Here is an 11,941-nt window from a genome sequence, read left to right as displayed (position 1 = left end):
CAGGCGATGGCGCCCCGGTTGGCGATGAGGACTTTGCTGAACATGGTGGTGTCTCGCGAAAAGGGCGGCGGGTCGTCCCGCCTGGTCTTTCCTGTCCGCCCGGGTCGTCCCGGGGGGCCGGCGAGTGCCGGAAGCGTGCGGTGCTGGATCAGCCCCAGATGAGGAACTGCACCGGCGTCGGGTTGTAGGCGTTGCAGGGGTTGTTGAGTTGCGGGCAGTTGGAGACCAGCACCCACAGGTCCATCTCGGCGCGCAGCTCCACGTACTTGCCAGGGCCGGAGACGCCGTCGTCGAACTTGAGCTGGCCGTCGGCGGTGACCGGCACGTTCATGAAGAAATTGATGTTGGGCACCAGGTCGGCCTTGGTGAGCCCCGAGTCCGAGTGCTGGATGGCCAGCAGGTAGTTGTCGCGGCAGCTATGCATGTACTTCTTGTGCAGGGCGTAGCGCACGGTGTTGCTCTCGGCGGCGCAGGCACCCCCCAGGGTGTCGTGGCGGCCGCAGGTGTCGGCGATGATGGTCAGCATCGGCCGGCCTTCGCTGCTCATCAGCACCGAGCCGGTGGTCAGGTAGATGCCGCCCTGGTGCAGGATGGTGTCGGTGACGCTGTAGTGCTCGTCGGTGTCGTGGCGGTTGTAGAAGAGGATGTCGGCGGCCTGGTTGCCTTCCAGGTCCACGATGCGCAGGGTCTGGCCCTGCTTCACTTCGTGCAGCCAGGGTTCGCCGGCGGGCAGGGTGGCGCTGTACATGGCCTTGGCGGGGTCGAGGGCGCTTTCCCGGATGCGGATGGCGGTGGCGGTCATGGGCGTCTCCTCAGGCCAGGTATTGCATGTCGGTGTTGTGCAGGGCGCGGGCGCATTCCGGGCGGAAGCCGCGGCAGAAGTCGTCCTGCCGGGCCGGGCCGGAGCGCCAGGCGGTGAGGCCCACGGCGGCGGGGGCGTAGTCCTGGCGGGGGTCGAGGGGGTGGGGAGCGGCCGACACGGCGACGATCACGTCCATGTCCAGGCGGAGGTCCACGTGGTCGCCGGCGCGGGCGTGGTGGGGGTGAAATGCGAAGCGGCCTTCCGCGTCCACGCTGACCTTGCTGAAGAAGTTCACCGGCGCCACCAGGTCGCGGCGGGTCAGGCCGTACTTGCCGATCTCGATGAGCAGGCCGTCGCGGCCCGAGCGGTACATGCCGTTGCGGTACTGCTGGTAGCCATGCTCGCCGTACTTGGCGTGCATGCGCGGGGAGTCGAGGAGCAGGCCCAGGGGGTCGTGCCAGCCCAGGCTGTCGGCGGTGATGGAGGCCATGGCGCAGCCCATGTCGCTCATCAGCACATGGCCACGGCTGTAGTGGGCGGTGTGCTGGGCCTTGAGGGAGTCGGGCATGTTGTAGCGCTCGAGCTTCTGGCGGGCGTTGTAGAGCACCACCGACAGGTTGGCGCCGGCGTCCTGGGCGACCAGGCGCAGGGTGGTGCCCCGGGGCAGCATCCATGACCAGTGGCAGCCGCCGGGGATCACGTCCGAGAACAAGACCTTCTCGGCGGCCAGGTCGGGGGCGATCTGCTGCCAGCGGGTGTCGATGTCCACCGCGGCGGTGGGGGTGAGCAGGGGATTCATGGTTCAGGTCTCCAGGTCGGCAGCGGCGGCGGAGAGGCGCGCCAGCTGCTCCAGGTCGGTCTTCATGCCGGAGGTCTCGCGGATGCGTTCCAGGATCTCGCGCTTGAGGGCGAGGAAGGCGGGCTCAAGCTTCATGTCCTGGTGGCGCTCGGCGGGCAGAGGCACGTCGTAAAGGGTGTCGATCCGGCCGGGGCGGGGGGCCATCAGCACGATGCGCTGGCCCAGGTAGATGGCCTCTTCCACGTCGTGGGTGACGAAGACGATGGTGCTGCCCTCGATGCGATGGACGTGGCGGATCAGGTCGTGCATGACTTCCCGGGTCTGGGCATCGAGGGCACCGAAGGGCTCGTCCATCAGCAGGATGGGCGGCCGGCTCATCAGCGCCCGGGCAATGGCCACCCGCTGCTGCATGCCCCCCGACAGCTGGCTGGGGTAGGCATGGGCGACGTGGCTCAGGCCCATCAGGCGGATCAGCGCATCGGCCCGGCCGGAGGCCTTCTCCACGTCGGCCGAGGTACGGTCGCGGGTGTGGGCCTTGAGCTGGCGGCAGAAGCGGATGTTGTCCAGTACGCTGAGCCAGGGGTAGAGGCTGTAGTGCTGGAACACCATGGCCCGGTCCACCCCGGGGCCGGTGATGGGCTGGCCATTGACGGCGATGCTGCCGCTGCTGAGGCTCTCCAGCCCGCCGATCATGCGCAGCAGGGTGGACTTGCCGCAGCCCGACGCGCCCACGAAGGTGACGAACTCGTTGGGGCGGATGTCCAGATTGGCCTTGTCCAGGGCCTGGATGGCGCGGGGGCCATGGCCGAAGACCTTGAAGGCGTCACGGATTGCAATGCTGGCGCTCATCAGTGTCTCCCGGCCAGGTAGGGAAAGGCCTTGCGGTGGAGCAGGCGGAAGCCCTGGTCGATGACCAGCCCGATCAGGCCGATCATCAGGATGCCGGCGAAGATCTTGTCGGTCTGCAGGAAGCGCTGGGCCTTGAGCACGGCATAACCCAGGCCCGAGTTGGCAGCCACCAGCTCGGCCACCACCAGATAGGTCCAGGCCCAGCCCATGGTGACCCGCAGGGTATCCAGCAGCGCCGGCTTGGCTGAGGGCACGATGACCTTCTCGATGATCTCGCCGCGGCTGGCGCCCATGGTCTGGGCAGCCTCGATCTGGGCCAGGGGCACCCGGCGCACGTCTTCGGCCACCATCAGCACCATCTGGAAGAAGGTGCCGATAAAGATGATGGCCACCTTGGAACCCTCCTCGATGCCCACCCACAGCATCACCAACGGAATGAAAGCCACCGCCGGCATGTAACGGATGAAGTCGGTGAGGGGTTCAAGCAGGGCCTGCACCGAGCGGTAGCTGCCGATGAACAGGCCCAGGGGCAGGGCGATCACCGCCGACAGGGCCCAGCCGGCCACCACCCGCCAGGTGCTGATGGCCACGTCGCCGGCCAGCTCGTCCTCCACGGCCCAGGTCCACATGCGCGCCAGCACATCGGCCGGCCCCGGCAGGAAGACCTTGTTCACCCCCTCCAGGCTGCTGGCGATGCCCCAGCCCAGCAGGGGCGCCACCAGCCCCAGCAGGGCCAGCACCCAGTAGTGGCGGGGGTCGATGGCGGCGCGGATCTGCCACAGGGGGCTCGCGCCACCTGTGCGTCGGTTTGCGCTCATGGCCGGCTCACTTGCCCAGGGCTTCGGCCAGCAGGGAGGCGTCGATGCCCTTGGCGGCGTCGGGCTTGCCGTCGATCAGCTTCTTGTCGAGCAGGAAGCTGGCGATGGTGGGGGCCACGGCCTGCAGGGATTTCGGGTCGGCGGGGTTGAGGGCGGCCTGGTTGGCGGCGGCATCGAAGAAGCGGGTGCCCGGCAGGAAGACCTTGTACTCGTCCGGCTTCATGCCCACCACCTTGGCCATGATCTTCGCGGCCTCATCCGGGTTGTCGCGGATGAACTTCTCGGTGTCGAACCAGGCCCGGATCATCCCGACCAGATCCTTGCGCTTGGCTTTGATGGCCTTGTCCTGGGCGACCAGCAGATCGGGAATCAGGCCCGGCATGTCCTTGGAGGTGAACAAGGCCTTGCCCTTGCCGCTCTTTTCGATCTGCGCCACCCACGGGTTCCACACCACGGCCGCATCCACCCGGCCGGACAGGAAGGCTGCGGCAGCATCGCCGGCGGACAGGTTCACCACCTTCACGTCCTTCTGGCTCATGCCGTTCTTGGCCAGCGCGGTGGCCAGCACGAAGTGGGAGATGCTGAACTCTTCCAGGGCGATGCTCTTGCCCTTCAGGTCAGCGAAGCCCTTGATCTTGCCGCTGACCATCAGCGCGTCGTTGCCGGCGGAGTTGTCATTGACCAGCACGGCCTTGAGGGGCAAGCCCTTGGCCAGCGGGCCCATGGTGTCGGACCAGGTCTGGGAGTTGGCGTCGAGCTGGCCGGAGGACAGGGCGGAGATCGAGTCGGTGTAGTTGGCAAACCACACCAGCTTGACGTCGGCCTTGTGCTTCTTGAAGAAGCCCTTCTGCTCGGCCACATACCAGGCCACCCAGCCCGGCCAGTCGGACACACCGACCTTCAGCTCGGCCAGGGCCGGCGTGCTGGCCCCTACCAGCGCCAGGCCGAGCCCGAGGGCACCCAGGCCTTTGCGGCAATGGGAGAGGGCTGCGCTGAAAGGGCTGCAGGATCGGGCGAGACGAGTGAGATTGCCGAGGAGGTGGGGACGGCGGGCAGGACGGCGTTCAGGGTGGTGCATGACGGGGCTCCCTTGCGAGTCGGATAAATGGGCGAGAGGGCGCTTCATTCAAAGCGAACCTCCCGGGCTTTTATCCCTCCGTGGAGCCAGTCATGCCGATGGTCGTTAACCGGCACTTCATGGCCGGCAGCTCTCGGACCAGACATCCCCGCGACGTGGATCACGTCAAGCCGAGGACCGGAACCCTAGCCACCCTTCGAAGAAGCGAACGCGAAAAATATCGCTGCGCCCCTCTCGGGGAATGTTTAGCACGTGGTGTGCCAGCAGCGCTGCGGGCCTGACTATTTCTTTGTGAAACAGAGGTTTGGCGGCGATTGAGGCGTTTCAGGGCAGAGCGGGCGCGGGTGGGCCGAGGCACGCGTGCGGTGCATGCCCTGGGGATGCTGCATTGGATCGGTGCATGGGCGGGCGGTCGGCGGGGGGCCGACACGCCGCCCGAGCCTCAGTTGAGGCTCAGCCAGATCTCATTGCGCCGCATGAACCACGGAACGAAGGGCGCGTTGTAGCGCGAGTAGATCGGCGCGCCCGTCGTTGTCAGGCCGGCCGCCGCGACGCCCGAGTTCAGCCGCTCCAGGTGTGTGGTGTAGTTGGATTCGGACCAGGTTCCGGAGTAGCGGATCACGGCATAGCGGCCGCCGGGGAGCTGCTTGAACTTGATCCGGGCGTCCAGCGGCTCGGGCAGGCTTTCCAGGGTGTAGCTGGCGGGCATCTTGAACTGGATGGCAAAGCCGGCGTCCGTGGCGGACTGGGATACAGGCGCCGTCATCTCCAGCTTGGCCGGCACGGGCGTCTGGGTGACGGGCGCGGTCATCTCGATGTTCCGTTCGCCCTTGTTCTTGCCAAAGATGTAGGCGGCCAGAATCCTGAAGCCCTGGTTGCCTGCCTCCTCGGCGGGGCCAGGCACCACCACCTCGGCGACCACATAGGGTTGATAGTCGCGAATCTCGAACGCGTCGTATTTCTGGACGATCTGGTAGACCGGCTCTTCGATGGCATGGGCCTGCGCGCCACCCAGCGCCAGGCCTAGGGTGAGTGCTGCGGTGGGGACGAGTTTCATGGAGGCGCTCTTGTTAGGTCGGGTGTATTCCCGGCTGGAGCTTGATTGACTAAGGCTATGCGCTTAAGTTCGGCCGATGTGTGGGCTTACCCGATTCCGCCCGCCTGCGGATACAAGCGTCAAGGATCCCTACCTGATGTCCGAGAGACACTGGCAACTCTTTCCGGACGCCGCCAACCAGGCACTAAAAGCCTTTACGCGAAAGTTCAAGGACGCAAGCTGACATGCGTCGCACTTTTCAACAAGCCGAACCTAGTGCGTCGGCAAGCCTGCCGGCGTCGCGTCGAACTTCATCGGCAATCCGGGTTGCCTGCTTCTGGCCGGATCAACTGACGGGTGAGGCGAAGAGAGCGTCCGGGATGCACCGACGGTGGCGGGAGGGACTGCAGGGCGAACGGTAGGCGCGACTGTAGGGGCGACCGTAGGGGCGACTTCAGTCGCCCTCCTCACGTTGATAAACGGGCAAACCGTTGACCGGAGTCCGCGGGCGACTGAAGTCGCCCCTACAAGCTGCCAGTGCAGCCTGCCTTGGAGTGATGCTCGACGTACTCACGGAGAACGCTGTCCATCCGCGATTGCCAGCCATCGCCGGTGGCCTTGAAATAGGCCACGACCTCCGGGCTGTAGCGCACGGAAAGCAGAACCTTTTTGCTTGCTGATCTGGGGCGCCCACGCAAGGACTTGAGCGGAACCATTGCCTTCAGCTGTTCGGCTGTGAGCGGCAGGGCATCCGGGTCGCTCACAGCCGCGGCCCTGATCGCCTCGTCTTCTTCAAGGCTGGGCATGCGGATGGCTGGACAATTGCAGTGTCAATGAGGCTTCAAGGCTTCGCCTGCCTGCGGATAGAGCCGCTGCAGTACCACTGTACCGGTGCGGGCAAGCAGAGCTTGAAGCCGCTCCCGGCTCTCCGCCACGGCCGCTTCATCCTTTCCATCCGGCCAGGCCTTTACAAGCGCCTCCCGTGCTTCCATAACCGCTTCTTCCACCAGCGCCCGCCAGTGTTCCGGCAAGGGCGTCTGGCGCCATTCGCCGCGGCCGCGGCCGTAGTGGGCGACGGCGAGGTAGCGCAGCAGGCTGGCGGTGAGCAGGCGTTCGAGGCTGTCGCTGCTCCAGTGCAGGCGGTTGTCGTCGATGCCGCGCAGGCGGTTGGCGGCGTGGGCGGCCCCGGCGCTGCCGACGGCGCCGGCAATGGCGCCGATGACTGCGCCGGCGCCAAGGGTCAGGCCGCCGGCGGCCAGGTCGGCGGCGAGGCCGGAGAGGGCGCCGGACATGACGCCGCCGACTAGGGCTGCGCTGGATTCGCCGATCTTCTCCCGGGCGGCAAAGTCGCCGGCAAGGCGCTCGTGCACCTCCTGGGCGGCGCGTCCGCCGAGGCCGTGAAGCTCGATGAGCTGGTCGGTGCTGCGGCGGATCTCGGCTTCGAGGCGGCCGGCAAGGTTTTCCATGGCCTGTTGCTGGGGCGAGGCGGCAGAGCCGATGCCGATGGCGGCGCCGAGTCGGCGCAGGGTGCCGCCGAGGCCGGCCTCGGGCAGGGCTTCGCTGTCGGTGGCGGCGCGGGTGAGGAAGTCGGCCAGGCTGGCCATGGCGGCGTGGAAGGTGTCCAGGCGGCGCTGGCGCCAGGCCGCGGAGAGCTCCGTGAAGGCGGGCTGGCTGGCCTCGGGCAGGCAGGGGGCGACGGCGTCGAAGAGGGCGAACTCCTGCACCCAGCAGCGGGCGAAGGCATCCAGGGGCAGGATCTGGCGCACGAAGGGGTAGGGCGTCAGGTGGCGGCGCCACAGGGCTTCGTCGGCGGCGTCCTGGTCGCCGGGGCGGGGTTCGCCGAGCTGGTTGAGGAGGACCAGCACCGGTTTACCGATCCAGGCCAGGATCTCCATCTCCGGCGCCACGTAGCCGGCCTCGCCGGGCTTCTCGGAAGCATTGACCAGATAGAGCACCACGTCGGCCTGTTCGCGCACATTGCGGATGGCCTGCTGGCTGGACCAGAAGGGGCGGTCGCGCCAGCGGTCCCACACTTCGGAGAGCAGCCAGCCCACAGGGTTGCCCTGCAGGCGCAGGCGCTTGATGAGGCGGGCGCTGTCGCCAAAGCCCGGCGTATCCCACAGATTGAGCACATGGCCGTCGGTGGTCTCGATCATGCGGTGGCATTCGGCCAGGGCGGTGACGTGGGCTTCGTCGCGGATCTCCCCCACGTCGCGGCCGATGAGGCTGCGGGCCAGGGTGGTCTTGCCGGTGTTGGTGTGGGAGACGAGGCTGAGCTGGATCGTGGTGGGCTGAACGGTCACCGGGAGGCTTCCTTGCGGGCAGAGAGGTCGATGAGGCGGGTGAGGCTGTCGGCCACGCCGGCGGGGGCCGCGTCGAGATTGACGAAGGCCGGCTCGATGGTGTGCTTTTCAAACAGGCGGGTCCACGCCCGGCGGCGCTCTTCCAGGCGCTCGGGCTGGCCGGCAAAGCGCGCCATGAAGCCGGCTTCGTCCACCAGGGCGGCCAAGGGTGTGCCGGCGGGCAGCCTGGCGGTGAGGGCGGCCAGGAAGCTGCCGTGGTTTTCGTCCTCGGGGGTGGCGGCCAGGCTGAACAGGGCCACGGCGAGGGTGGTACCCGCAGCGGGTACGGCGCTGGCGGGCAGGGCGTCTTCCTCGCCGAAGGCGACGGGCGGGCTCAGGTGCAGGGTGGCGCGGGGCCCGAAGGCGCTGACGATGGCCTCCTTGAGTTGCAGGGCGGAGGCCGGAGAGAGTTCGTAGCTGTAGGGCACCAGGTGCAGGTGGGCGCCCTGGCCGGTGTAGCTGCGCTGCAGGTTCTGGAAGTAGCTGTCCGTCAGGGGCAGGGGGAAGTGCCGCTCCAGGTGCCGGGCGGCAAAGCCGCTGAGCAGGGCCAGCACGGCCCGGGGCAGCACTACCGTCAGGATCAGGGTGGTGGCGAAGAGATGGATCCACGGCGCGGCGTTCTCGCCCTGATTGTCGGGGAAGCGCAGGGTCTCCAGGTGGGCGGCGTCGGGGATGGGCAGTCCGGTGACGGACGAGGCCGGGCCGAGGAGCAGGCTGAGGGCCTGGTGCACCTGGCTGGCGTCAAGGAAGGTGCTCTCCCAGCCGGCCTGGAAGTGCAGCACCAGCCCGCGGGTGTACAGGGCGGCGATGGCGCCCAGGGCGAAGGCCATGGCACCGAGGTGGAGTACCCGGCCGACCCGGCGCGCTGTGAGCGGGGCCGACACCCGCGCCCACTCGGCGCGGAAGCGGGTGCCGGGCGTGCCCTGGCCGGCGTCGACGACACCTTCGTGGAGCGCTCCGCCCAGGCGCGCCACGGCACGCCGCAGGACGCCCTTCTTTGGCGCTGTGCTGCGGAAGGGGTCGCTGAGCCCATGCACCAGGATGCCCACATACACCAGCAGGTTCCAGACGATCAGCCCGAGCAGGGGAAAGGCCAGCAGATTGACGTAGCGGGTCGGGCCCACTGCGTCCATCAGCACGCCCAGGGCGAAGGACAGGGCCACCAGCACCGTGCCGACCCAGGGCCGCCAGTTGCGGCCGCTGGCCAGGCGCTTGAAGGCTTTGTCCCGGTCGCCGAGTTTCTCCACGGCGAGCTGGCCGCGGCGGCTCAGAAAGCGGTCGGCGTCGGCGCCTTCGCCCACCACTTCGGTGGCGGCCCGGCTGGCCCAGGCCGCGTCGGCCGCGCTCCAGGGGGCATCAGAGGGCGCCGTGGTTTCGAGGGCGCGGATCAGGGTGACATGGCGGGCAGAGGTTTCGTTCATGCGCTTGTCTTCGGGCGGACGCGGGCCTGCCAGTGTACTCCCGCGCCGCTGCGGGGGCCTACCTGCCCGCAGGACCGTGCGGCTTCCACGGTTGTGGCGCCGAGAGGGGCGGGGCCAGGAGCGCTTCACCAGATCATCAAGATGCATTGCAGCATTTGATCAATTGATGAATCCATAAAATATCCTGCTTTCTCGAATCTCGAGAAAAATGTGTTTTCTCCTTTGTAAATCAGCAGCTTGTGATTACGGGCACGGGCCTTGAATAGGAGACGGGGACTTCCACTGCCCAGCGAGAAAAAGATGATCAATCCGACAAGCCCGCCGCCCGTGGATGTGAGCCGCAAGTATGTGCGGCTGGTGGAGCGGCGCCCCGACGGACTGGTGGAGTTCGAGTTCTCGATTTCCGACCCGGCCCTGTTCGTGGAGATGCTTCTGCCGGAGGCCGCCTACGAAGAATTCTGCCTGACCAACCGGGTGATCCTGCTGGAAGGCGAGCGCCCGGAGGAGGGCGAGGACGATTTCAACTGGAGCCTTCGCGAGGCCACCCATCAACGTTTCCGGTGAGCGGGCGCCCGCCGCCCCCAACCGCAGCACACCACAACAACACAGGAGGAGACACACATGCACATCGACCTGCGCACGGTATCCATCAAGCCCCTGCGGCAGACCTTCGACCACATTGCCCGGCGCATTGGCCCGGACAAGGCGGCGACGCGTTACCAGGAGGGCACACTGGATGTCCAGGCGACCCACAACTTTCACTACCGCCCCACCTGGGATCCGGACCACGAGATCTTCGACGCGTCGCGCAGCGCCATCCGCATGGCTGACTGGTACGCCTTCAAGGACCCGCGCCAGTTCTACTACGGCGCCTACACCCTGGCCCGCGCCAAGCAGCAGGAGACGGCCGAGTCCAACTTCGACTTCGTGGAAGGCCGCGGCCTGGCCGACAGCCTGCCGGAGGAACTGAAGGAGACGGTGCTCAAGCTGCTGCTGCCCCTGCGCCATGTGGCCTGGGGCGGCAACATGAACGGCGCCTTCATCACCGCCTACGGCTACGGCACGGCGCTGACCCAGCCCTGCCTGTTCCACTCCATGGACCAGCTCGGTATTGCCCAGTACCTGACCCGGGTGGGCCTGCTGCTGGGCGACGACGTGGACGTGCTCGACGAAGCGAAGAAGAGCTGGATGGAAGGGGAGGCCTGGCAGGGCCTGCGCCGCTACGTGGAGGACAGCTTCGTGCTGAAGGACCCGCTGGAGCTCTTTGTGGCCCAGATGGTGGCCCTCGACGGCCTGCTCTACCCGCTGGTGTACGAAACCATCATCGATGACGTGCTCGCTTCCCAGGGCGGTACTCCCATCGCCATGCTCACCCAGTTCATGACCGACTGGTACGCCGAAACCCGCAAGTGGGTGGACGCCACCATCAAGACGGCGGCTGCCGAGTCTCCGGAAAACAAGGCCCTGCTGGAAAAGTGGATCGCCCACTGGCGCGACCGTGCTGCCTCGGCGCTGATGCCGGTGGCCCAGATCGCCCTCGGCGCCCAGGCCGATGCCCTCACCAGCGAGCTGGTGAGCCAGTTCAACGCCCGCCTGGCCAAGGCCGGCGTCGCCCTCTGAGAAGGAAACCCGATGTCCAAGGTATTCATTGCCCTGCAAACCAACGACGACACCCGCTCGATCATCCAGGCCATCCTCGCCGACAACCCCCACGCCATCGCCAACGAGCAGCCGGCCATGGTCAAGATCGACGCGGAAGGTTCCCTGGTGGTGCGCCGCTCGACCATCGAAGAGCTGATCGGCCGTGATTTCGACCTGCAGGAGCTGCACATCAACCTGATTTCCCTCACCGGCCACGTGGACGAGACCGACGACGAACTGACCCTGAGCTGGAACACCTGATCGCGCAAGGAGACACGCAAAATGGACATGAAAGTCAGCAAGAAGAAGCTGGGCCTCAAGGAAAAGTACCAGCATATGACCCGCGGCCTGGGCTGGGAGACCACCTACCAGTCGATGGACGAGGTCTTCCCCTACGCCAAGTACGAAGGCATCAAGATCCATGACTGGGACAAGTGGGAAGATCCCTTCCGCCTGACCATGGACGCCTACTGGAAGTACCAGGCCGAGAAGGAACGCAAGCTCTACGCCATCATCGACGCCTACGCCCAGAACAACGGCCACCTGTCGGTGACGGACGCCCGCTACATCAACGCGGTGAAGCTCTTCCTCAACGGCATCAGCCCGCTGGAATACATGGCTCACCGGGGCTTCGCCCATGCCGGCCGGCAGTTCCCGGGCGTCGGCCCGCGGGTGGCCTGCCTGATGCAGTCCCTGGACGAGATCCGTCACGCCCAGACGCAGATCCACTCCCTGTCCAACTACAACAAGTACTACAACGGCTTCCACGAGTATCGCCACATGCTCGAGCGCGTCTGGTACCTGTCGGTGCCGCGCTCCTTCTTTGACGACGCCATCACCGCCGGCCCCTTCGAGTTCATGGTGGCCATCGGCTTCAGCTTCGAGTACGTGCTGACCAACCTGCTGTTCGTGCCCTTCGTCTCGGGTGCGGCCTACAACGGTGACATGGGCACCATGACCTTCGGCTTCTCGGCCCAGTCCGATGAGGCCCGTCACATGACCCTGGGCCTGGAGGTGATCAAGTTCATCCTTGAGCAGGATCCGGACAACCTGCCCATCGTCCAGCAGTGGATCGACAAGTGGACCTGGCGTGGCTACCGCGTGCTGACCCTGGTCGGCATGATGATGGACTACATGCTGCCCAAGCGCATCATG

The 11,941-nt window shown here is 66.7% G+C and carries 12 protein-coding genes, 1 pseudogene and 1 riboswitch; of the genes and pseudogenes, 4 read left to right on the top strand and 9 right to left on the bottom strand.

Going from position 1 to position 11,941, the window contains the following annotated elements; all coding sequences use genetic code 11:
• Window positions 1-148: 148 nt before the first annotated feature.
• From ACIQ09_RS19845 to ACIQ09_RS19805, 9 genes are all read right to left on the bottom strand, one after another.
• On the bottom strand, window positions 149-802 hold the full coding sequence (locus ACIQ09_RS19845) for an urea amidolyase associated protein UAAP2 (RefSeq protein ID WP_398313756.1): 654 nt from the start codon (window positions 800-802) through the stop codon (window positions 149-151).
• 10 nt (window positions 803-812) lie between these two features.
• The gene (locus tag ACIQ09_RS19840; RefSeq protein WP_398313754.1) at window positions 813-1,601 is read right to left on the bottom strand and encodes an urea amidolyase associated protein UAAP1; all 789 of its coding nucleotides are present in this window, start codon (window positions 1,599-1,601) and stop codon (window positions 813-815) included.
• Between the two features lie 3 nt (window positions 1,602-1,604).
• A complete protein-coding gene (locus ACIQ09_RS19835; RefSeq protein WP_398313752.1) occupies window positions 1,605-2,450 on the bottom strand; it encodes an ABC transporter ATP-binding protein in 846 nt (281 codons plus the stop codon).
• Window positions 2,450-3,268: an ABC transporter permease gene (locus tag ACIQ09_RS19830; RefSeq protein WP_398313750.1), complete on the bottom strand. Its 819-nt coding sequence runs from the start codon at window positions 3,266-3,268 to the stop codon at window positions 2,450-2,452. Before ACIQ09_RS19830 ends, ACIQ09_RS19835 begins: the two co-directional genes overlap by 1 nt.
• Before the next feature lie 7 nt (window positions 3,269-3,275).
• The gene (locus ACIQ09_RS19825; RefSeq protein ID WP_398313749.1) at window positions 3,276-4,346 is read right to left on the bottom strand and encodes an ABC transporter substrate-binding protein; all 1,071 of its coding nucleotides are present in this window, start codon (window positions 4,344-4,346) and stop codon (window positions 3,276-3,278) included.
• A 57-nt stretch (window positions 4,347-4,403) separates the two neighbouring features.
• A riboswitch (guanidine-I (ykkC/yxkD leader) is annotated at window positions 4,404-4,546 on the bottom strand.
• Between the two features lie 242 nt (window positions 4,547-4,788).
• Window positions 4,789-5,403, bottom strand: a complete 615-nt coding sequence (locus tag ACIQ09_RS19820) for an SOUL family heme-binding protein (protein WP_398313748.1) — start codon at window positions 5,401-5,403, stop codon at window positions 4,789-4,791.
• 503 nt (window positions 5,404-5,906) lie between these two features.
• Entirely contained in the window at window positions 5,907-6,188 is a 282-nt protein-coding gene (locus tag ACIQ09_RS19815; protein WP_398313747.1) for a BrnA antitoxin family protein, read from the bottom strand.
• A 24-nt stretch (window positions 6,189-6,212) separates the two neighbouring features.
• Window positions 6,213-7,685: a DUF3482 domain-containing protein gene (locus ACIQ09_RS19810; RefSeq protein WP_398313746.1), complete on the bottom strand. Its 1,473-nt coding sequence runs from the start codon at window positions 7,683-7,685 to the stop codon at window positions 6,213-6,215.
• On the bottom strand, window positions 7,682-9,145 hold the full coding sequence (locus ACIQ09_RS19805; RefSeq protein WP_398313745.1) for a DUF2868 domain-containing protein: 1,464 nt from the start codon (window positions 9,143-9,145) through the stop codon (window positions 7,682-7,684). The genes ACIQ09_RS19810 and ACIQ09_RS19805 overlap by 4 nt, the downstream gene beginning before the upstream one ends.
• Before the next feature lie 300 nt (window positions 9,146-9,445).
• On the opposite strand from ACIQ09_RS19805, the gene ACIQ09_RS19800 reads away from it, so the two are divergent.
• The 4 genes and pseudogenes from ACIQ09_RS19800 to ACIQ09_RS19785 all read left to right on the top strand — a co-directional run.
• On the top strand, window positions 9,446-9,709 hold the full coding sequence (locus ACIQ09_RS19800; protein WP_347248915.1) for a phenol hydroxylase subunit: 264 nt from the start codon (window positions 9,446-9,448) through the stop codon (window positions 9,707-9,709).
• A gap of 57 nt (window positions 9,710-9,766) precedes the next feature.
• The gene (locus tag ACIQ09_RS19795; RefSeq protein ID WP_398313744.1) at window positions 9,767-10,765 is read left to right on the top strand and encodes an aromatic/alkene monooxygenase hydroxylase subunit beta; all 999 of its coding nucleotides are present in this window, start codon (window positions 9,767-9,769) and stop codon (window positions 10,763-10,765) included.
• Between the two features lie 12 nt (window positions 10,766-10,777).
• On the top strand, window positions 10,778-11,047 hold the full coding sequence (locus ACIQ09_RS19790; protein WP_299887203.1) for an MmoB/DmpM family protein: 270 nt from the start codon (window positions 10,778-10,780) through the stop codon (window positions 11,045-11,047).
• A 21-nt stretch (window positions 11,048-11,068) separates the two neighbouring features.
• Window positions 11,069-11,941, top strand: a pseudogene (locus tag ACIQ09_RS19785) (phenol 2-monooxygenase); the annotation flags it as partial.

Origin of the sequence: Zoogloea sp. (genome assembly GCF_044344315.1) — a bacterium.
In the GTDB taxonomy this organism is placed as follows: Bacteria; Pseudomonadota; Gammaproteobacteria; order Burkholderiales; family Rhodocyclaceae; genus Zoogloea.
This window is presented reverse-complemented; position numbering and strand designations above follow the sequence as displayed.